16 protein-coding genes are annotated in these 21,078 nt (G+C 40.5%); 7 read left to right on the top strand and 9 right to left on the bottom strand.

The features are described from left to right. Positions 1 to 72 precede the first annotated feature (72 nt). Positions 73 to 1,320: an imidazolonepropionase gene (gene hutI, locus KG708_RS09740; RefSeq protein WP_213609252.1), complete on the top strand. Its 1,248-nt coding sequence runs from the start codon at positions 73 to 75 to the stop codon at positions 1,318 to 1,320. Between the two features lie 57 nt (positions 1,321 to 1,377). Then, entirely contained in the window at positions 1,378 to 3,105 is a 1,728-nt protein-coding gene (locus tag KG708_RS09735) for a bifunctional diguanylate cyclase/phosphodiesterase (protein ID WP_213609363.1), read from the top strand. On the opposite strand, the gene KG708_RS09730 is transcribed toward KG708_RS09735, so the two are convergent. Further along, the gene (locus KG708_RS09730; RefSeq protein WP_213609250.1) at positions 3,102 to 4,151 is read right to left on the bottom strand and encodes an arginase family protein; all 1,050 of its coding nucleotides are present in this window, start codon (positions 4,149 to 4,151) and stop codon (positions 3,102 to 3,104) included. The two genes, KG708_RS09735 and KG708_RS09730, sit on opposite strands and share 4 nt — an antisense overlap. A gap of 1 nt (position 4,152) precedes the next feature. After that, the gene (rraA, locus tag KG708_RS09725; protein WP_213609248.1) at positions 4,153 to 4,650 is read right to left on the bottom strand and encodes a ribonuclease E activity regulator RraA; all 498 of its coding nucleotides are present in this window, start codon (positions 4,648 to 4,650) and stop codon (positions 4,153 to 4,155) included. A 405-nt stretch (positions 4,651 to 5,055) separates the two neighbouring features. On the opposite strand from rraA, the gene KG708_RS09720 reads away from it, so the two are divergent. Then, the gene (locus KG708_RS09720; RefSeq protein WP_213609246.1) at positions 5,056 to 6,936 is read left to right on the top strand and encodes a methyl-accepting chemotaxis protein; all 1,881 of its coding nucleotides are present in this window, start codon (positions 5,056 to 5,058) and stop codon (positions 6,934 to 6,936) included. Positions 6,937 to 7,006: 70 nt separating this feature from the next. Here the strand turns inward: KG708_RS09720 and KG708_RS09715 are convergent, their stop codons facing one another. The 5 genes from KG708_RS09715 to priA all read right to left on the bottom strand — a co-directional run bounded on the left by KG708_RS09715 (position 7,007) and on the right by priA (position 12,114). After that, positions 7,007 to 7,381 (bottom strand): gamma-butyrobetaine hydroxylase-like domain-containing protein, encoded by a 375-nt coding sequence (locus KG708_RS09715; protein WP_213609244.1) that lies wholly within the window; start codon positions 7,379 to 7,381, stop codon positions 7,007 to 7,009. 65 nt (positions 7,382 to 7,446) lie between these two features. After that, positions 7,447 to 8,775, bottom strand: coding sequence for an HslU--HslV peptidase ATPase subunit (gene hslU, locus KG708_RS09710; RefSeq protein ID WP_213609242.1), 1,329 nt, complete (start codon positions 8,773 to 8,775; stop codon positions 7,447 to 7,449). Positions 8,776 to 8,787: 12 nt separating this feature from the next. Continuing rightward, a complete protein-coding gene (gene hslV / locus KG708_RS09705) occupies positions 8,788 to 9,306 on the bottom strand; it encodes an ATP-dependent protease subunit HslV (protein WP_008115012.1) in 519 nt (172 codons plus the stop codon). A gap of 76 nt (positions 9,307 to 9,382) precedes the next feature. Continuing rightward, on the bottom strand, positions 9,383 to 9,910 hold the full coding sequence (locus KG708_RS09700; protein ID WP_213609240.1) for an SPOR domain-containing protein: 528 nt from the start codon (positions 9,908 to 9,910) through the stop codon (positions 9,383 to 9,385). A 20-nt stretch (positions 9,911 to 9,930) separates the two neighbouring features. Then, on the bottom strand, positions 9,931 to 12,114 hold the full coding sequence (gene priA / locus KG708_RS09695; protein WP_213609238.1) for a primosomal protein N': 2,184 nt from the start codon (positions 12,112 to 12,114) through the stop codon (positions 9,931 to 9,933). Between the two features lie 230 nt (positions 12,115 to 12,344). Between priA and rpmE the strand changes: the two genes are divergently transcribed. Beyond that, a complete protein-coding gene (gene rpmE / locus KG708_RS09690; protein ID WP_008115018.1) occupies positions 12,345 to 12,560 on the top strand; it encodes a 50S ribosomal protein L31 in 216 nt (71 codons plus the stop codon). A gap of 524 nt (positions 12,561 to 13,084) precedes the next feature. Beyond that, positions 13,085 to 14,326: a malic enzyme-like NAD(P)-binding protein gene (locus KG708_RS09685; protein ID WP_013463901.1), complete on the top strand. Its 1,242-nt coding sequence runs from the start codon at positions 13,085 to 13,087 to the stop codon at positions 14,324 to 14,326. Positions 14,327 to 14,393: 67 nt separating this feature from the next. On the opposite strand, the gene metJ is transcribed toward KG708_RS09685, so the two are convergent. Further along, complete coding sequence (gene metJ / locus KG708_RS09680) at positions 14,394 to 14,714, bottom strand: met regulon transcriptional regulator MetJ (RefSeq protein WP_008115021.1); 321 nt, start codon at positions 14,712 to 14,714, stop codon at positions 14,394 to 14,396. Between the two features lie 198 nt (positions 14,715 to 14,912). Here metJ and metB point away from each other — a divergent pair, with 198 nt between their 5' ends. Together metB and metL are read left to right on the top strand one after the other, a co-directional pair. Then, the gene (gene metB / locus KG708_RS09675; RefSeq protein ID WP_213609237.1) at positions 14,913 to 16,160 is read left to right on the top strand and encodes a cystathionine gamma-synthase; all 1,248 of its coding nucleotides are present in this window, start codon (positions 14,913 to 14,915) and stop codon (positions 16,158 to 16,160) included. Positions 16,161 to 16,209: 49 nt separating this feature from the next. Then, positions 16,210 to 18,555, top strand: a complete 2,346-nt coding sequence (gene metL, locus KG708_RS09670) for a bifunctional aspartate kinase/homoserine dehydrogenase II (RefSeq protein WP_213609235.1) — start codon at positions 16,210 to 16,212, stop codon at positions 18,553 to 18,555. Between the two features lie 48 nt (positions 18,556 to 18,603). Here metL and KG708_RS09665 read toward each other — a convergent pair whose 3' ends face one another. After that, positions 18,604 to 21,078, bottom strand: coding sequence for a PBP1A family penicillin-binding protein (locus KG708_RS09665; RefSeq protein ID WP_213609233.1), 2,475 nt, complete (start codon positions 21,076 to 21,078; stop codon positions 18,604 to 18,606).

The raw sequence follows: 21,078 nt of genomic DNA, 5'->3' as shown, positions 1-21,078 counted from the left end.
AAGATGGCATAATTACCTTGTATATACAAGATGTGTTGTTAAACTCGTTTGAACATTATCGCGGAGAAGCTTATGCAAGCCACAGAATCTACAGAACAGTTAAATGATATCGATTTATTGCTCACAGATGCCAACATTGCCACTATGGATAGCAATATTGATGCGCCTTATGGGGCGATAGAAAATGCGGCGTTAGCTATTAAAAATGGCAAAATAGTGTGGCTAGGTAAGCAAGCTGATTTACCTAATTTTGATGTGTTAGCCACCCCGATATTAAGTGTTAAAGGGCAATGGTTAACCCCAGGCTTAATTGATTGCCATACACATTTAGTGTTTGCCGGTTCTCGTGCGCAAGAGTTTGAGCAGCGTTTGCATGGCGTGAGCTATCAGCAAATAGCCGCGCAGGGAGGGGGAATAGCAAGTACAGTTAAAGCAACCCGAGAGGCTGACCACGAACAGTTATTTGTAGCAGCAAAAGAGCGTTTAAATGCATTGTTAGCTGAAGGGGTGACGACGGTTGAAATTAAGTCAGGGTATGGGCTTGATATAGACAATGAGAAAAAAATATTGGAGGTGGCTAGGCTGTTAAATCAACATCACCCCATTGAAGTGGTTAACACCTTTTTAGGGGCGCATGCGCTACCTTTGGCGTTTAAAAACCGCAGTGATGATTACATAGATTTGGTATGTAATGAAATGCTAAGCACGCTTGTTGAACATGACCTAGTGGATGCAGTTGACGTATTTTGTGAAGACATTGGCTTTAGCTACGCACAAACTCAACGCGTATTTGATGCAGCTAAAAAACACGGTTTGGCAATCAAGTGTCATGCCGAGCAATTATCAAATCAACACGGTGCAGCGCTGGTGGCACAATACAATGGTTTATCAGCAGATCATTTAGAATACCTTGATGAAGCTGGCGTTAAAGCTATGGCAAACGCAGGCACTGTGGCGGTATTGTTGCCTGGGGCTTTTTATTTTTTAAAAGAAACTAAATACCCACCAATTGAGCTGTTAAATAAATACAAAGTACCCATTGCGATCGCCAGTGACTTTAATCCCGGCACATCACCATTATGTTCGTTGCAATTAATGATGAATATGGCTTGCACTTTATTTAATTTAACGCCAGAGCAAGCATTGAAAGGTGTAACAACAAACGCTGCTCGTGCTTTAGGTCTTACTGATAGAGGCGTATTAAAAGTCGGTGCTCGCGCAGATATAGCACATTGGCAAATTGACCACCCGGCGCAATTAAGTTATCAGTTTGGAGTAAATAAACTGTTAAACCTATGGATATTAGGTAAACTTAGCTGATTATAAGATTTAATTCCCAAACCTATGCTCTATTTAATGTCAGTGAGTGCGCCGGCTATGGGTGGCGCGTTATTAAGTTATAACAATGTCGCTACTTTTTTAAGTGGTGCGCTTTTAATGGCGATGGTTGCAACGCTATTCACCGTTAAAAATAACGTCATGAGGCTAAGCTTATTATGTACTGGGTTCATTGGCTTAGCGATGGTCAGTAGCGAAATACCTTGGCTTGCTTTTTTGTTATTAGTAGGTTTTGTTTTTAACTTTCATCAAGTAAGTTTGCAAAAACAAAAAATACCGTGGCTTATAAGTACCTGTGCAACAGGATTACTTGTTTTATTATTCATAGGGCATCTTTTTTTCACGTTGCATATATCGTGGCTGATCGTGGCTATTTTAATACTCTCAATTAGTGGTTTTTTAATTGATAATGAGTCAAGCGTTACTGCGTCCTCAAAGCCAGAAACCGAGACCGAGGTGTATGTTGAAAAGTCACCTTTAGCTAGTTTTCCTAATAAACAACAGTTACGCCAAAAGTATAATGAACTAAGCAATGAAGATTCATTTAGAGCGGCTCTGATCGTGTTAAGGCTAGAGGGGTTTGCGCAAGTTAATCAACATATTGGACGTGATTTTGGTGATTTACTGCTGTCGCAGTCGGCAAGTCGTATTAAAGATTTATTGGAAAGCGATGAGGTATTTTACCTTGAGCTGCATGCTAAATTGGCCCATTTAGGCGGGTTAAATTTTGCGTTTATTTGTAATTTACAAGGTCATAACCATTTACATCAACAGCTTATAGAAAAAATTATTGGTGCTACATTAAAGCCATTTAATGTAGCTAATTGCACCATTGAGGTAAAAGTAAGAGCCAGTTACGTTCATTGTGAACAACAAACTACGCCGTTTGATGAGTTAATTAGCCGTGCTTTTTTAGCGCTTGATAGTCATCCAAGTAAACAAATAGTGGCCTATCATCAACAAATGATGACTGAGCATCTAGAGCAACAAGCCCGATTAGCAGAGCTTGCAAACATTAGCTTTGTCGATGAATTTGAGTTGTTTTTTCAACCTGTTATTCGAAATGATGATGGGCAAATTGAATTTTTAGAATTGTTATTACGTTGGCAACACCCAACGCAAGGTATTTTATCAGCAAGTCGATTTATCAAGGATATTAGAATTGCAGGGCTTGAGTATTCACTGGCTACTTTTGTTATTGAGCGTGCTGGCGAATTAGCTATGGCACTTCGTATGGAAGGAATGCCAGTCCCTTTGAGTGTTAATTTATTTGGTTCGGAGATGCTCAATGAAGAGTTTGTTGATTTTGTTTACGCAGTGATTGGTGAGCATCAACTAAGACCCGGCGATTTAATAATTGAATGCCCACTTGATGTTTTCACCAGCCTTGATGATAAAGGCAGAGCGATGATCGCAAGGCTCAATAATTTAGGTTTAAAAGTATGCGTTGATGGCTTGGGAGATAACCCCGTATTACTGTCTAAATTACCAAGTTTAGCGGTAGAGTACATTAAAGTATCTCCAGCCTTAACTGCTGATTTTAGCAATCAAAATAATATACGCAGCTTAGTCAGTGGTATGGTGGAAATGCATAATCAACAACAAACAAAAGTGATCTTTGAAGGTGTTGAAACACTAGACCAGTTGAAGTTTGTGAAAAGTTTAAAAGCTTATGCCTCACAAGGCTACTATTACGGACACCCTTTAAGTAGTTTAGGATTAATGAGTTGGTTTAAGCAGTGGTTACAGGCGCAAGAGGAAGATTAAATATTTTGCTTGGTTTGTAGGTAGGTATTTACTAAGGCGCTAATAACTTGACCACATTGCAATTTACCCGCAGCAAGAGAGTGAGGATGTTGCGACGGTGCTGCTTCGCATAAATGTAAATAAGCACTGTGATGATTACTTGCAGCTAAATAAACATAATGCTCGCCATCGCTAACATCAAAACCGCAATAATTAAATGCGCTTGCAGGCATGTTGGTTAGGCTATCTAAATCAACTTCTATTCCTAACGGTGCGTTATCAAATGCGTTTAGTGCATTGTTAGTTGCCTCCGTTAAACTTATTTTTCGCCTAACATTAATCGCTTGATAGCTGGTAAAACTAAATTTTGCATTTTGCATTGCATTAAAAATTTGTTGATTATTTTTAAGCTCATGCAAGCCAATCACATGGTAATTATTTAGATGTTGCTCTTGGTAGGCATAATGAAAACCATTGCCACTGTGTCTGCCTTCACACTCTCTAAAATCGGCATGAGGGTCTAAATTAATGGCATTAATTGCGCAATTTTTATATTTTGCAAGCGAGCGAATAATGCCTAGGCAGTTGTTGTGTCCACCGCCAATAATGATAGGCTCAAGGCCTGCTTTAAAAATCATGCTTAAAACAGTTTCAACGCGCAGATCAATCTCAGCGCACAACTGGCGTAATTGATCTAAATCGTCAGGATTTTGGTTATCAAGCGGATGTGCTTGTTCCATTAAGTCGTCGAGATTTACTTCACCAAGCAGCAGAACTTTTTGCATGGCGATAGAATCAGTGTGAGGTTGATTTAAAAAGTGCTGTAAAAAAGCAAGCCAAGCATGCTGTGCTCCGCCTTTACCTAAATTGGCTCTAGGTCCAATGTCTTCGCAAACGCCCAATAAAACAAAGCGCATACCAAATTGTGCAGCATCAGTAAGCGCTTGTTGTATATTAACGTTTGCGTCAAGTAATGCCATTGACTGCCATGCTTTTAGCTCGCCAGCACGGTTAGAGCAAATGCGCTTGAGCGTGCTTTCGTTATATACTTTAAGGTGAACAGTCACGCTACAGTTCTATTATTTCTAGCTCTAATTCTTCAGCAGAAAGTACAATGCCAGTACTGTCAGCATAAACAAAATCATCATCAAAAAATGATACGCCAGCAAAGTTAACGCCTATACCGCTTTCGCCAGCGCCTTCACTGTCGGCAGCAACAGGGATTGACGCAATGGCTTGAATTCCTATATCAAGCTCTTCAAGTTCATCAACATGACGAACCGCTCCATACACGATAATACCTTGCCAATTGTTTTCAAGTGCCAACTCAGCCAATTCAATATCAATTAATGCTCTGCGAGTTGAACCGCCGCCATCAATAAGTAAAATCTGATCTGTACCATCTTGAGAAAGTAATTGGCGGATCAGTTCATTATTTTCAAAACATTTTACCGTTTTAATGCGGCCACCAAAGCTGTGTCGACCACCAAAGTTGATGAACATAGGTTCAAGCACATCAACCACATCTGCAAAATGATCACATAAATCAGAAGTGCTGTAATCCATTATTTTACCCTCAACAAGATACATAAGTTATGTGACTTAGTATACCCGCCTTATATGCAATAACAACGACTTAATTGCAGTAAATTTAGCCAGCGATAGAACTAAGTCAATAATATTAAAAATAACTTTAATGAATTGATCATCAACGTATAACAATATAATAAAGTTGAAAGGTCAACAGACCTTAGGTTGATGAGTAAAAAAGTGAGGTATTTAACTTATCATTGGCGAGAGTTATAAAATTAGGTAATACTATTGGACAGTCGAAAGTTTTATATTGCCCGTTATAAAAAGGAGTTTCTGATGGTTAGGTTTTACTGGTGACCCTTTTCCTTTTTTATTTTTAAACGATTTAAATAAAAATAATAGTTTTACGCGCTGGCAAACTTAAAATAGGTATTTACAATGAGTTTTTTACAAAATCTGACCATCAAACGCCGCTTACAACTGAACGCATTAGTCGTTGGTTTAGCAATGATTGTGATGCTTTTTATCGTCATTTATCAATCGCGGATTATGCTTAAATTGAATCAGACAGTGCAATATTCACAAGAGCTGAGTGTTCATGAGTTGACGATGCGAAAGTACGAAAAAGACTTTTTATTTTACAAAGATGAATCAAGACTTGCTTTGTTTGAGCAAGAATACGAACAGTTATTAATAAAACTAAAAAAGTTATCGGTATTATCTACTGAGCTTGCGATTGCAACCGAACAGGTAAATCAAATGTCTTCGCTTGCCAAGCGCTATCATGATGACTTTAAAACTGTTGTAAAGTTGCAACGAACAATTGGGTTGCACCCAAAGGATGCACTTTATGGTGAGCTCAGAGAAGCGGTTCATCAAATAGAAACACTGCTCAATGAGCAAAATAATTACCAACTACTTACAATCATGTTACAGCTTCGTCGCGCAGAAAAAGACTTTATGTTGCGTCAGGATACGAAATATCTAGATCGATTTAATAAATTATCAAGTGAGCTAAAGCAACAGGTTAGCATTGCAGAACTTCCTAATAATGTACGTTCTCAGGTGATGACGTTATCTGACAATTATCAAGCTAAATTTACAGCACTCGTTGAAGCGCAAGTTGCTTTGGGGCTCGACTTAAGTTCAGGCGCACTAGGTAAAATGAGAGCGAGTGTTAAAAAGAGTGATGAAGTGGTTACCTTGATTACAAAGGCTACTGAGAAACAGGTAAGCCATACGGCTCAACAAGCGCAAGTATTTGCAATAGTTATATTTGTTATTGCAGGGATCATCGTTATGGTACTTGTGTATTTAACCAGTCGTTCAATTATCCAACCTATTGAAAAAGTTTATCAAGCAATAGATAAGATAAGACAAAACAATGATTTAAGTTTGTTTATAGAGCATAAAGGAAAAGATGAAGTTACCAGAATGACCATAGACTTTAATAGTTTAATTAGCGACTTTAAAGATCTCATCTACGAAGTAAATACGGCTCTAACAACGCTTAATATAGCAACAGGGAACCTATCTGAAACAACCTCAGCGACGAGCTCTGGTATGCAAGAGCAATTACATGAAGCGGATATGGTAGCAACCGCTGCCACAGAAATGCAGGCAACAATTCAAGATATTTCACACAATACTGAAGCTGCAGCAAAAAAAGCTGAATCAACCAATGTAAGCGCCCAGCAAGGTCAGGTTGAAGTCGAGTCAACCATTAAGCACATTAATGCCTTATCGGATTCTTTAGTTAATGCATCAGGTGTGGTATCTCAGCTTGAAAAAGACGGTGAAACCATAGGTTCTGTGCTTGATGTGATACGTGCCATTGCAGAGCAAACTAATTTACTTGCTTTAAATGCTGCCATTGAAGCGGCGAGAGCGGGTGAACAAGGTCGTGGCTTTGCGGTTGTTGCAGATGAAGTGCGCTCACTTGCGCAGCGTACGCAGGAGTCAACCAGCGAAATAGAAGGCATTATTAACACCCTACAACAGCGTACTCAAGAAGTTGTGAGTATCATGCATCAATGTCGTACTCAAGGTGGCGAAAGTGCTACACAAGCAACAAAAGCGGGTGAGCTGTTAGGTTCAATTACCATTGATGTGCAAACTATTATGGAAATGAGTACACATATTGCTACTGCTATTGATGAGCAAAGTCAGGTAGCTTCTGAGGTAAATAAAAACGTGGTCCGAATTCGAGATATTGCAGAGGGGGCTGCGGCTCACTCACAAACTAATGCGCAAACCAGTGAAGAGGTATCTGAGCAAGCAAGGGTACTTCATCAAGCAATTTCAAAATATAAAGTTTAACTACTAAGAGAAAAAAGTGGCTTAATTGCCGCTTTTTTCTCACTCACAGAGTATAAGTTCAGACCAAATACTAGGGAACAAACTTTATGGGTACGCTGTCTTTGTTGTTTTCATGTTGTTTAACGCGCTCTAAATACGTATCCCACAAGCTTGTTTGCTCAGCTTGTAACTTAGCAAAATATTGCCAGCTGAACAGCCCACTGTTATGGCCATCGTCAAACTCTAAACGTAACGCGTAATGCCCTACCGGCGTAATGGTTTTAATTCCCACTGCTTGTTTATTTAGTACTAACTTCATAGACTCAGAACCATGGCCTTGAACCTCTGCTGAGGGAGAGTGTACCCGTAAAAACTCAGCGCTAAATATAACTTCAGAGTGATCATCAAAATAAACATCTAAATTTTTACTCACACTATGATAGTGCACTTTTGTAACTTGTTTCATCGTCATCTCGCTTACAAAAAAGCCTCCATATTGGAGGCTTTTAGTATAACTGTTTGTGTTTTCAATTAAAGAATAAAACGACTTAAGTCTTCATCTTCAACTAGCGCACCTAAGTGTTTTTCAACGTAGGCGGCATCAATAACAAGACTTGAACCCGCTTTTTCAGAAGCGTCATATGAAATCTCTTCCATTAGCCTTTCCATCACTGTATGAAGGCGACGCGCACCGATATTTTCGGTTTTTTCGTTCACTTGCCACGCGGCTTTAGCAATACGCTCAATCGCATCATCGCTAAACTCAATGGTCACTTGTTCTGTTTTGAGTAGCTCGCGTTGTTGCTCAGTAAGTGATGCGTGTGGCTCAGTTAATATACGTTTAAAGTCATCGGCTGTGAGTGCTTCAAGTTCAACACGAATAGGTAAACGGCCTTGTAACTCTGGGATCATGTCTGATGGTTTAGACATTTGGAATGCGCCTGAGGCAATAAACAACATGTGGTCAGTTTTTACCATGCCGTGCTTGGTATTAACGGTAGAGCCTTCAATAAGCGGAAGTAAATCACGTTGTACACCTTCACGACTTACATCTGGGCCTGAGGCTTCACCGCGTTTACAAATTTTGTCTATTTCATCAATAAACACAATGCCGTTTTGCTCTACTGCAAAAATGGCCTGTTCTTTTAATTCTTCAGGATTAACCAGTTTACCGGCTTCTTCTTCAGTAAGTAGTTTAAACGCTTCTTTAATTTTAAGCTTACGCTTAGTGCGTTTATCACCACCCATGTTTTGAAACATTCCCTGTAACTGGTTGGTCATTTCTTCCATACCAGGAGGAGCCATAATTTCAATATTAGGTTGAGCTTGGGCTAAATCAATATCAATTTCTTTGTCATCTAATTGGCCTTCGCGTAACTTTTTACGAAACGATTGGCGTGTCGATGAATTTTCATCACGCTGAACTTCACCGTACTGATCTTTCGCTGGAGGCAGTAATACATCTAAGATACGTTCTTCAGCCGCTTCTTCTGCGCGATGTTTGAACTTTTTAGTTTGTTGCTCTCTTGTCATTTTAATTGAAACATCAACTAAATCACGGATGATAGTTTCAACTTCTTTGCCGACATAACCTACTTCTGTAAATTTAGTGGCTTCAACTTTAATAAAAGGTGCGTTGGCAAGCTTTGCTAAACGACGAGCAATCTCAGTTTTACCTACACCCGTAGGGCCAATCATTAAGATGTTTTTTGGCGTTACTTCTGCGCGTAAGTCTTCGTTTAACTGCATACGGCGCCAGCGATTACGAAGGGCAATAGCAACCGCTTTTTTCGCTTTAGCTTGGCCAATAATATGCTGGTCTAGCTCATGAACAATTTCTCTTGGGGTCATATCAGACATAGCGAGTTCCTATTACAATTCTTCGATAGTTTGGAAGTTATTCGTAAATACACAGATGTTGCCAGCAATTGTTAGACTTTTTTCTACAATTTCACGCGCACTTAAGTCGGTATTTTCTAATAAGGCGGTTGCAGCTGATTGCGCAAAGTTACCGCCGCTGCCAATTGCGATTAGGTCGTTTTCTGGTTGCACCACGTCACCGTTGCCGGTGATAATTAGCGAAGCTGTTTCATCAGCAACAGCAAGTAAAGCTTCAAGTTTACGCAGGGCACGATCGCTACGCCAATCTTTAGCCATTTCTACAGCAGCTTTAGTGAGGTTACCTTGGTGCATTTCTAGTTTGCTTTCAAAACGTTCGAAAAGGGTAAAGGCATCAGCAGTACCGCCAGCAAACCCAGCGATAACTTTGCCATTATAAAGGCGTCGAACTTTTCGGGCATTGCCCTTCATTACTGTGTTACCAAGGGACACTTGGCCGTCACCACCAATAACAACTTTGTCATCACGGCGTACACTTACAATTGTAGTCATGTTATTCCTTATTATCGCGCTAAATTAACGCGTAAAAAACGCTAATGAAGAGGTTATATGGGTAAATGGTTTAAATTCAAGTCCAGCCCCAAATTCCGCAGCCAACAATGCTAATTCGTTTAAGTTTGTTCTTATCACTTTCGGCTTGGCGTTTGGTTTCATAAGGCCCTAAACGCACTTTGTACCAAATACCATTGCTGCCTGTGGTTTTTTTGATTTCTGAAATTAATCCTGCAAACGCTATTTTAGCTTTTAATGTTTCTGCTTGTTCGTGTGTTCTAAACGAGCCACATTGCATAACATAAGGGCCTTTTTGTTCAAGTTCTTTCACTTCAACCTGAATCTCATGCTCCTTAATTTCTCTGATAAACTCTGGCGGCCGTGGTTTGGCTATTTCAATTTTCTTTTCTGGCAGTGGGTTTACTTGTTTTTCAACCAGCTCTGGGTCGGCATTATTTTTAACAAACCAGAGTCCGTACGCAAAACCACCGACTAACAGTAGTGCAATAATGGTCAATAAAATTGGGAAGGGCTTTTTTGCCGGTTGTTGTTTGCTATTTTTTCTATTTGTTGGTTTTTTATTAATATAATCATGTTGTGCCATGGTATTAAATGTGGCCTTACCTAAATCATGTCTGTAGGGTCTACGTCTAAACTCCAGCGAACTTTTTGAGCAAGCTTGCTAGTGCTAAGATAATCAACCATTTGTGCAAGATACTGATGTAGTATGCGTCGATCTTGCGCTTGAATATGTAATTGAAAACGATACATGCCCGCTATTTTTTCTAAAGGCGCGGGGATCGGTCCGAGCAATTGTATACCAGATACCCCATTGACAGGAACCAAATCAGTTAGAAAGTCGACGACTTGCTTTATGTTATGCCCTTGTGCGCGAACAATTGCCATACTCGTAATAGGTGGCAGCTGCGCATCGCTTCGTTCAGTGAGTGCAAAGCGGGCAAAATCTTGATAGCCATTATTAACTAAATCTTGTAATAACGGGTGCTCAGGAAAGTGCGTTTGTAATAATACTTCACCGGGTTCGCCAGAACGTCCTGCGCGTCCTGCAACTTGAGTTATTAATTGTGCTAAGTGCTCAGTAGCCCTAAAGTCACACGAATACAAACCACTATCGACATCTAAAATAAGTACTAGGCTAACATCAGCAAAATGGTGACCTTTTGCCAGCATTTGCGTACCAACTAAAATACGTGCGCCGCCTTGGTTTATTTCATCCAGTGCTTTTTCAAGGCTGCCTTTACGCCGAGTTGAGTCACGGTCGATACGGCTGATCGGGGTGTCTGTAAATTCACTACTTAAAAACTCTTCTATTTGCTCGGTGCCTTTGCCGTTAGGAAAAATTTGCGTACTACCACAGTCAGGGCATTGATGTGGTACATGATATTGATCGCCACAATGGTGGCAAATCATTTGGCCTATTGCCTTATGAAAAGTCGCACTGGTGCTGCAGCGGTTACATTCACTCAACCAACCACATTCATGACAAATCAAGGTAGGAGAAAATCCACGGCGATTTAAAAATACCATCACCTGCTTTCCTCTATTCAGGTGCTGGCGCATTATTGCAAGACTGGCATGCGCAATACCGGCTCGATCAGGCTGACCTTTCATGTCGAGCAGCTTAAACTGATTATCGGTGGCGGTTTGTGCGCGCTCACTTAATGTGAGTAACTGGTATTTGTTATTAATTGCTTTATGCAGTGTTTCTAATGCCGGCGTGGCGCTACCTAAAATAAGCGGAATTTGATGCTGATAGGCACGATACGCAGCTAAATCACGGGCATGATAGCGTAAGGTGTCTTGTTGTTTGAATGAGGCATCATGCTCCTCATCAACAACAATCATCCCAAGCTTTAAAAATGGCAGAAAAATACTCGAACGGGTACCTATAACAATGGCGCAACTGCCTTTTTCACAAAAGCGCCATGTTTGCAGACGCTCGTTATCGGTTAATGCCGAGTGCCATAACATAATAGGGGTGTCAGGAAAGCGACGTCTAAAACGATTGACCGTTTGTGGTGTTAGTCCTATTTCAGGAACGAGCACTAACGCCTGTTCGCCACGTTTTAAAACTTCTTCTAGGCATTGCAGGTAAACTTCGGTTTTTCCGCTGCCAGTGACACCTTCTAGCAAAAAGCTATTAAACCCCGTACTTTGATTAATTGCAGTGCAGGCAATGGCTTGCTCTTTATTTAAACGAGGTTTGCTGCCAACCGTTGGCGAGGTATGTTGCCATTGATTGTCGTGCTCAATGGTTTGAACTATTAGCTCTTTATCTAAAAGGGTATCAATGGTTTTTTTATTAAACCCGAGGGCTTTGAGTTCGGTTAATGATGATTTACCGGATGCTGATAATTGCTTAAGCAAATTAAGCTGTGTTTTAGCTTTTAAAGACGGTAAAAGTGCCCCCTTTTCGCTTAATGTCACCATGTTTATACTGGTTTTATCAGGGCACTCACCTTGGCGCAGTGCACTGGGCAATGCAATATGAATAGTTTCACCGAGTGGATAGCAATAATAACGCGCTGTAAACTTCAGTAGCTCTAAATGCTGCGCAGATAACACCGGTGAGTCGTCAATAACTTCAATAATAGATTTTATTTTGCCTTCCGGGACTGCTGTTTCCGCTTTTAAGCTAAGAATAACCGCTACTTTACGTTGATTGCCAAAAGGGACTAACACGCGCATACCAGGCTGTAATTGAGTCAGCGGTACTAATTGCTCATCCACTTTATAATCAAAGGTGCGAGGCAAGGGGACTTTTATTGCAACTTCAGCAAAACGCATAACAACTCAACCAATTAACGTAATGGTTTAATGTACTAAAAATAGCATTAAAAGCCTACCGACAAATCAGTAATGAATAGGTGTTTGCCGACTTTTTAGCAAAAAGGGTAATTAAAGCTTGTGTGCGTACGGGTTGTTGGATAAAATTCGCGACCAATAAATTTGTTTTAACGACGTATGGTGCCAGACTTCGGGTTTGGAGAGCGATGCGGCCTTAACTAGAGGTTCCTATGAAAGAAGGTATTCACCCTAAGTACGAAGTAATTTCTGCAACTTGTTCATGCGGAAACAAATTCGAAACTCGTTCTACTCTGTGTAAAGACATTCACTTAGACGTATGTTCTGCGTGTCACCCGTTTTACACTGGTAAGCAAAAGATTTTAGACACTGGCGGCCGTGTTGATCGCTTCAACAAGCGCTTCGGTGCACTTAGCAGCAAAAAATAATTTTTTGTTTCTATGTAAAAAAAGCATCTTAGGGTGCTTTTTTTGTGGCCAAAATTTACTTTCCTACCTGCTTTCTTAGCAATTTTGTATTTATTTTTTTTGCATAACTATTTCCTGTTCTTATTCTGAGTATGCATAAACATTTGCAGACAAAACAGCCAATATTCTCTATATTTTTATTTGTTAAACTTTAAAGATGATACTCAAATGCAGGTAACGTGAGGTTATTTGTGTTTAAAGTTAAATAAAATTCGGTATTTCACTATTTTAATTTAAGACTAAAAAATACGCTTTATAAAAATAGAACAAGGGCAAAAAGTACCTGTATTTTTCATTTTTATGACGAATTTATATTTTAAATATGTCAGGATAATCTAGGGAAGTTGCTGATAAATCACTTAAAATTAACAGTTCTAGCATATAACAGGATAGACCTGATATTGCTTGGAATTTAAAAATAATAAAGGTATCGTAGATTAAAACTACCTCTCACTTTAACTTTAATTGCAGGATATAATCGCGTTATGTCAGACTTTCGTGAACAAGCACTACATTACCATGCCCATCCCGTTCCAGGTAAAATCAGTATTGAGCTGACCAAGCCCGCTGAGACGGTTAAAGACCTCGCGCTCGCATACAGCCCCGGTGTCGCAGAACCTGTTCGTGAAATTGCCGCTGATCCAGCAAATGCCTACAAATATACTGGTAAAGGAAATATGGTTGCGGTTATTACTAACGGCACCGCAATTTTAGGCTTAGGTAATTTAGGTCCACTCGCTTCAAAACCCGTTATGGAAGGTAAAGCGCTACTATTTAAGCGTTTTGCTGGGTTAGACTCTATAGATATTGAAGTTAAGCACCGTACTACCGAAGACTTTATTAACACAGTGGCTAATATTGCCGACACCTTTGGTGGAATTAATTTAGAAGATATTAAAGCGCCCGAGTGTTTTGAAATAGAAAAAGCGCTTATAGAGCGTTGTAGTATTCCTGTTTTTCATGATGATCAGCATGGTACGGCTATTGTAACGGCTGCGGGTATGCTAAACGCGCTGGAAGTACAGGGCAAAGCAATTGAAGATGCAATTATTGTGTGTTTAGGTGCCGGCGCTGCAGCTGTTGCCTGTATGGAGCTTTTAATTAAGTGTGGCGCGTTGCGTGAACATATTTATATGTTAGATCGCAAAGGAGTTATTCATACGCGTCGTGATGACTTGAATGAATATAAGCAATTATTTGCAAACAATACCGATAAACGTACTTTACAAGATGTAATTGAAGATGCCGATGTGTTTGTGGGTGTATCGGGCCCTAATTTATTAGCCCCTGAAGATTTAAAATTAATGGCTGATAGACCCGTGGTATTTGCTTGTTCAAACCCCGATCCTGAAATCGATCCGCAATTAGCACACGCGGCACGTAACGATTTAATTATGGCTACAGGTCGCTCTGATTATCCGAATCAAGTTAATAACGTATTGTGTTTTCCGTTTATTTTCCGTGGTGCGTTAGATGTACGTGCCAGTGAAATAAACGACGAGATGAAAATTGCTGCTGTAGAAGCAATTCGCAGTATTGCTAAAGAGCCCGTGCCGACTGAAGTGCTTACTGCCGCAGGCATCGACAAATTAGAGTTTGGTGCTAAATATATTATACCAAAACCAATGGATCCACGTTTGTTACCACGTATAGCTAAAGCGGTTGCACAGGCGGCGGTAGACTCTGGCGTTGCACAAATTGATATGCCAGAAAACTACATGGCGTAATTGTTAAGTGTAAATTAGCACAAAAAAACCTCAGCATTTGCTGAGGTTTTTTTGTATAAAGACCCTTCTAGTCTTCATTTAAAATAGGCACTTCTAGTCCCATTTCTTGCATTATTTTCTTCACTTCTTCAGGTACTTTTTCTGCGTTATCTTTACGCAAATCATCATCATTAGGCAGCGGTTGCCCGGTAAACGCATGCAAAAACGCTTCGCATAAAAGCTCGCTATTTGTTGCATGACGTAAGTTGTTTATTTGACGACGAGTACGTTCATCAGTTAATACTTTTAATACATTTAGCGGGATCGAAACGGTGATCTTCTTTACTTGTTCGGATTTTTTCCCGTGTTCTGCGTATGGGTGAATATATTCACCATTCCATTTAGCCATAAGATGTATCATTGCCTCAGATTATAAATTGCTCACACAGCATCAAAGCGTGTAAATATGCGTGAAATTCTATCGGTTTAAAAAAGATAGTCAAATACTAGTTATTTAGCTATCTAGACATTTAAATGTTTTGACATCTTAAATTGCATGCGCTACCTTTTAGACGTCTAAACATCCAAATTAGTAAAGGTAGCGAAAATGAGTGAAAAAAATAAGGCAACAATTGCTGTTCGTAGTGGAATAGAAGCCGACAAACAGCATGGCGCGGTTGTTCCACCGCTTTACTTATCAACAACTTACTCATTTTCTGACTTTGATACCAAGCGTCAGTATGATTATGGACGCAGTGGTAACCCTAATCGTGACATTTTGGCTGAAGCGCTCACGGAGCTTGAAGGTGGCGCTAAAGGCATTATTACCGCAACAGGCATGGCAGCCGTTCACCTAACAACACAATTACTTAATAGTGACGATACGTTAGTGATCCCTCATGACTGTTATGGGGGCAGCTATCGCTTATTTACTTCGCTAGAAAAGCGCGGCTTATTAAAACTAGAAGTGGTCGATTTTACCAAAAGTGACAGTTTGACACGCATCCTTGCTATTAAACCTAAGCTGATTTGGATTGAAACACCTAGCAATCCTATTTTACGCTTAACAGATATTAAAGCGGTAACTGATACAGCTAAACAGTGTGGTGCACTGGTTGCCGCCGACAACACGTTTTTATCGCCAGCATTACAAAACCCGATTAAGTTTGGCGCTGATATTGTGGTGCACTCAACAACAAAATATATCAATGGCCATTCAGACGTTGTTGGTGGCGCGGTTATCGCAGCGACTGCTGAGTTAGGTGAAGAGTTAGCGTGGTGGGCAAATAACATTGGCATCACTGGCGCGCCATTTGATAGCTATTTAACGCTCAGAGGCTTACGTACGTTAAACGTGCGTTTAAGGCAACACCAAGAAAATGCACTCGCCATTGCACAGTATTTAGAACGCTCCCAGTTTGTTGCCCAAGTTTACTACCCAGGTCTTGAATCACACCCTCAACATGCGCTAGCTAAGGCGCAGCAGCTTGGCTTTGGTGCTATGGTTAGTTTTGATATAAAAGGCGATATAAACGATGCTGCAGCGTTTTTAACGCGCTTAAATGAATTTAGCTTAGCGGAATCATTAGGTGGAGTAGAAAGTTTAATTTGTCACCCTGCGACTATGACCCACGCCGGCATGGACGCAACCGCGCGTGCAGAAGCCGGAGTAGGCGACACGCTTATTCGTATCTCGGTGGGTATTGAAGATGTAAATGATTTACTCGCTGACTTAGACAGGGTATTTAATTTGGTACGCCCAGGGCAAGCCAATCCCGGCCTATCGGCAAAAAGTGGTGCTAGTGAATCATTTGGTTCAGCAAAGTTAAACGCGGCGCATCCGGCGTTATGGTAGTGCATACCAATCTTCAAAATACAAAACATAAATGCGAGTCGGTATTAATATGGTAAATCAGGTTCATAAATTTGGTGGTTCGAGTTTAAGCTCAGCGGATCGCTTTAAAAGTGTCGCAAATATTATTTTAACTCATGCTCAAGCTGGGGATTGTGTGGTGGTATCGGCTGCCGGTAAAACCACAGATACCTTAGTTAAACTGTGGCAAAGCTATCAACAGCAAGACACTCAAGCTATTGCTGATATTGTATTGCTATTGAGTAATCATCAAATAGCTCTGATTGAGCAATTATTAATAGCTAACGCTAAGCACCATGCGCTTGATTTACTTGAAACTGAGCTCAGTATTATTACCAAGCAGGCTAAGCAAGGGACATTAGCTGAGGCTGCGTTATTAGCGCATGGTGAATTGTGGTCTGCAAGGTTACTAAGCGCTTACTTAGAACAGCTTAACGTTAGCGCTTGTGCCCATGACGCTAGGCAGTTATTTACGTTAGATGCTGGACAGCTGCAGCATGCTAATAATCAGCAGCAGTGCTTAAAAGCCATACAGACGAGTAAAATTAATGTAGTTACTGGGTTTATTGCGGCTGATTTACATGGTGAAACAGTGACCTTAGGGCGAAATGGCAGTGATTACAGTGCCACTTTATTAGCGCGGTATTGCAATGCTAAAAAAGTCTCTATTTGGACTGACACTCAAGGTGTTTTTAGTACTGATCCGCGTAAGGTTGCTAATGCGGTTAAGTATGCGCGAGTGTGCCGTGATCAAGCGAATTTATTAGCGAGATTAGGTAATCCAGTATTACACGCTAAAACATTATCGCCATTAAAAGATACCGATATAGAATTAGTTGTTCTCAGTAGTTACGATCCTCAAGGCAGTCATACCGAAATAGTTAAACTAGGAATGAGTAAACAAAAACGCTTTTTAACCACAGTAAATAATGTGGATTTACTCATTGTTGATGATCTGAGTGAAGGCGAAGTAGCACATGTTAGCCAACTTATTCAGCATAGTTTGCATCACTTTGAACACGAAGGCGAAATCTACTTACTAGTCCCTGCGTCAGCGACACATCAGGTGGCTAATTATTTTGCTGGCCGCGCCAATATTAGTGAGTCAAACTTAAATGGGGTGGCGATTATTGCACCTGATCAAGAGGTAGCGCCGCTTGGTAAGCAAAGTGAAGCCTTATTACAAACACAATCTATCCACCCTCGGTTTATCCATTATGGTGAGGGATATACGTTACTGTTAACCGATCAAGTACTTGAAAGTGATGCGCTGAGCCTGTTACATGACAAGCTCATTAATAAAGCACAAGAAATAGCTTTAATTATTGCAGGACTTGGTAATGTAGGTGCTGAGTTTATGCGCCAATTACCCGCTCAACTAGCACGTTTATCAACTGATTTTAACGTCAAGTTAGTAGCGCTTTTACGCTCAGAGCAGATGCTGGTGAATGCTAATGGATTAGACAGTGAAAACTGGCAACTTCAATGGAAAAACCATGCAAGCTCCTATAAACAAGCCGGTTTATTGTCATACATAGATACTCTTGAGTATGAACATAAAATAGTGATCGACATTACCGCAAGTGAACATTTTAGTCAGCTTTATAGTAAGTTAGTTGAATTAAACTGCCATCTAATTAGTGCTAATAAATACGCGGGAACCGCATCGCTTTCGTGGTATCAAACACTACGTGAAAGCCTAGCTCAACGTGGCTTACATTGGCGTTATAATGCAAGTGTAGGGGCCGGACTACCGATTAATTTTGCCTTGGCTGATTTACAAAATAGTGGCGATAAAATAACGCGAATAGAAGGTGTGTTTTCAGGCACGCTGTCATGGTTATGCAGTATGTATGATGGCAGTAAAGCGTTTTCAGATTTAGTCCTTGAAGCCCAAGCTTTGGGGTTTACAGAGCCTGATCCTCGAGAAGACTTATCTGGACGAGATATGCAACGTAAGTTGCTTATTTTGGCGCGTGAATTAGGTATTGAATTGGAACTTGATGATATTTCTTTATCCGCATTGATGCCCGATGAGCTAACTGTAGGCAGCTGGAATGACTTTATTGATAATAAGACTCGTTTAGATGCGTTTATTGAGCAGCATGCGCAAGCGGCTCAGCAACAAAATGCTGCACTGTGCTACACCGGGTTATTAGAGTTTGAAAACAACACGCTAAACGCTAAGGTAGGGATTGCCTATGTACCAAAAAGCGAAGCGGTAGCTAATTTGACCCCAGGCGATAATATTTTTGTGATCAATACCCAATGGTATAACCAAAATGCATTAGTGATACAAGGCCCCGGTGCGGGTAAAGAAGTGACTGCTGCTGGCGTTCACTCTGACTTATACTGGTTGGTACAAAATATTAGTTAGAACATCAAAAAGGCCGCTAATTAGCGGCCTTTTTGATGTTCGCTATAATTAAAATAGCTCTTCTTCAGTTTTAGTGTTTTCTTCAAATATGTCATTTGGTTGTGATAACACATATTTGGTAGGAGCAGTGCCTTTTTCAAAGTATTCAAAGCGGCTAGTGTAATCGTTTTTGTGGCTTAATAACCCAGTTTCTAAATCAATACGAATTGACACTAATCCTTCAGGTGGCTCGATTGGTGCGTCAGGTTTACCATCGAGCGCCACACTCATAAATTCAACCCAGGCAGGTAATGCTGTTTTTGCACCCGACTCTGCACCAGATATTTGACCACTCCCTAAGTTATTATTATAGGTTGAGCGCCCCAAGGCATTACCTGGATTATCAAAGCCAACCCAAACTGATGTCATCACATCGCGGTTAAAGCCACTAAACCAAGTATCTACAGAGTCATTAGTTGTTCCTGTTTTACCGGAAAGGTCACGACGTTTTAACGCTTGTGCGCGCCAGCCTGTTCCACTCCAACCGGTTTTATGTGACCAGCTACCGCCACCCCAAATTGCACTATTCATTGCGCTGGCAATTAAAAATGCATTTTGCTTAGAGATGATCTGCGGCGCACAATTTGGTGCTACTTGCTCACCTAGCATTAGCGAGCTAGGTGTTGTCGTTTCATCATCACAAATAATGGTGGGATTAGTTCTAAATAAAGTATTGCCCATCGCATCTTGGATCTCAGAAATAAAATATGGCTCAATTAAGTGGCCACCATTAGCAAACGCACTCATCCCGCGTGCTAATTCAAGCGGCGTAATGGATGCACTGCCTAATGCCAGTGACTCACTACGATTTATATCTTTATCGTCAAAACCAAATTTTAATAAATGATCGGCTGTACTTTGCAGTCCAACGCCCCTTAATAAACGTACGGAAATTACATTCTTAGATTGGGCTAAAGCACGACGAATTCTTATTGGGCCATTATAAATAGCTGGGCTGTTTTTTGGTCGCCATGCAACGCCTTGGCTCTTATCCCATTGATTTATAGGAGCATCATTTAAAATTGACGCTAGTGTATAGCCTTTTTCAAGCGCAGCTGAATATATAAACGGCTTAATATTTGAGCCTACTTGGCGTTTAGCTTGTACAGCTCGGTTATATTGGCTTTGTTCAAAACTATATCCACCAACAATGGCTTTTATGCGCCCGTCTTGTGGGTCTAAAGAAACAATGGCGCTCGCCGCTTCAGGTATTTGACTTAAAATATAGCTATTATCGTCATTTTTGCGCAGCCATATTTGCATGCCTGGCGTTAATATATCGCTTGCTGTTTCAGGCGCAAAGCTTTGCCGATAGCGTGTAATAAACTTACGTGCCCACTTTAGGTTATCCCAAGTAAGGGTTGTGCGCTCGCCGCTTTTAAGTATGACTTCAGCGCTTCTATCGCTCACGCTTAACACCGCAGCCGTTTTTAAAGGTCCAAGCTCTTCAACCGCTTTTAAAGTTTCTAATAATGTCGACTGCGCTAATGGTGGCTCTGTTTGCGGATCCCATAATATTGCTTCAGGGCCTCTAAACCCGTGACGCATATCGTAGGCATGCAGGTTATTAACTAAGGCGGTTTGCGCTGCTTTTTGCACATCCGATTCAACAGAGGTGTACACTTTAAACCCTGAGTTATAGGCTTTATCTATACCGTAGCGTGACACCATTTCTGCTCGTACCATTTCTGAAATGTACGGCGCATATAAGTCAATTTCAGCACCATGAAATGAGGCAGTAATCGGTTGGTTAATGGCTTCGTCATATTGGGTGCTTGAAATATACTTCTCATCAAGCATTCTCCCTAAAACCACATTTCTTCGTGCTTTAGCACGTGCTGGATTACGAATTGGATTAAGTGCCGAAGGCGCTTTTGGTAGTCCTGCAATCATGGCCATTTGCGCAAGCGTTAACTCTTTTAGATCTTTACCATAATAAACCTGAGCCGCAGCACCAATGCCAAAAGCACGATTACCTAACTCAATTTTGTTTAGGTACAACTCAAGAATTTCATCCTTGGTTAGTAGATTTTCTATGTGCACAGCGATAAATATTTCTTTTACTTTACGAATATAGGCTTTTTCTCTGGTTAAAAAGAAGTTACGAGCTAATTGCATGGTAATAGTACTGGCACCTTGTTTTTTCTCACCAGTAGAAATAAGTACTAACGCTGAGCGCACTATACCTATTGGGTCAATACCGATATGATCATAAAAGCGACTATCTTCAGTCGCTAAAAAAGCCTGTAATAAAGGCTGGGGAATTTGGTCTATAGTTACAGGGATCCGTCTTTTTTCACCAAATTGGTTGATTAAAAGCCCATCTTTAGTAAATACTTGCATAGGCGTTTGTAATTGCACATTTTTTAAAACTTGCACGCTGGGAATATCGGATTTAACGTAGTAATAAAGGCTGAGCAATGTAATTAGTGCAAGTAATGCACAAATGATCAAAAATTGTAAAGTTCTTTTTAATAAAATCAC

The sequence above is a fragment of the Pseudoalteromonas sp. genome, from assembly GCF_018402495.1.
Lineage (GTDB): Bacteria > Pseudomonadota > Gammaproteobacteria > Enterobacterales > Alteromonadaceae > Pseudoalteromonas.
This window is presented reverse-complemented; position numbering and strand designations above follow the sequence as displayed.

What these genes read in the sequence shown, in the direction of transcription:
- hutI (WP_213609252.1), top strand. Translation starts at nt 73, where the DNA reads ATGCAAGCCACAGAATCTACAGAACAGTTAAATGATATCGATTTATTG.
- KG708_RS09735 (WP_213609363.1), top strand. Translation starts at nt 1,378, where the DNA reads ATGGGTGGCGCGTTATTAAGTTATAACAATGTCGCTACTTTTTTAAGT.
- rraA (WP_213609248.1), bottom strand. Translation starts at nt 4,650, where the DNA reads ATGGATTACAGCACTTCTGATTTATGTGATCATTTTGCAGATGTGGTT.
- KG708_RS09720 (WP_213609246.1), top strand. Translation starts at nt 5,056, where the DNA reads ATGAGTTTTTTACAAAATCTGACCATCAAACGCCGCTTACAACTGAAC.
- KG708_RS09715 (WP_213609244.1), bottom strand. Translation starts at nt 7,381, where the DNA reads ATGAAACAAGTTACAAAAGTGCACTATCATAGTGTGAGTAAAAATTTA.
- hslU (WP_213609242.1), bottom strand. Translation starts at nt 8,775, where the DNA reads ATGTCTGATATGACCCCAAGAGAAATTGTTCATGAGCTAGACCAGCAT.
- hslV (WP_008115012.1), bottom strand. Translation starts at nt 9,306, where the DNA reads ATGACTACAATTGTAAGTGTACGCCGTGATGACAAAGTTGTTATTGGT.
- KG708_RS09700 (WP_213609240.1), bottom strand. Translation starts at nt 9,910, where the DNA reads ATGGCACAACATGATTATATTAATAAAAAACCAACAAATAGAAAAAAT.
- priA (WP_213609238.1), bottom strand. Translation starts at nt 12,114, where the DNA reads ATGCGTTTTGCTGAAGTTGCAATAAAAGTCCCCTTGCCTCGCACCTTT.
- rpmE (WP_008115018.1), top strand. Translation starts at nt 12,345, where the DNA reads ATGAAAGAAGGTATTCACCCTAAGTACGAAGTAATTTCTGCAACTTGT.
- KG708_RS09685 (WP_013463901.1), top strand. Translation starts at nt 13,085, where the DNA reads ATGTCAGACTTTCGTGAACAAGCACTACATTACCATGCCCATCCCGTT.
- metJ (WP_008115021.1), bottom strand. Translation starts at nt 14,714, where the DNA reads ATGGCTAAATGGAATGGTGAATATATTCACCCATACGCAGAACACGGG.
- metB (WP_213609237.1), top strand. Translation starts at nt 14,913, where the DNA reads ATGAGTGAAAAAAATAAGGCAACAATTGCTGTTCGTAGTGGAATAGAA.
- metL (WP_213609235.1), top strand. Translation starts at nt 16,210, where the DNA reads ATGGTAAATCAGGTTCATAAATTTGGTGGTTCGAGTTTAAGCTCAGCG.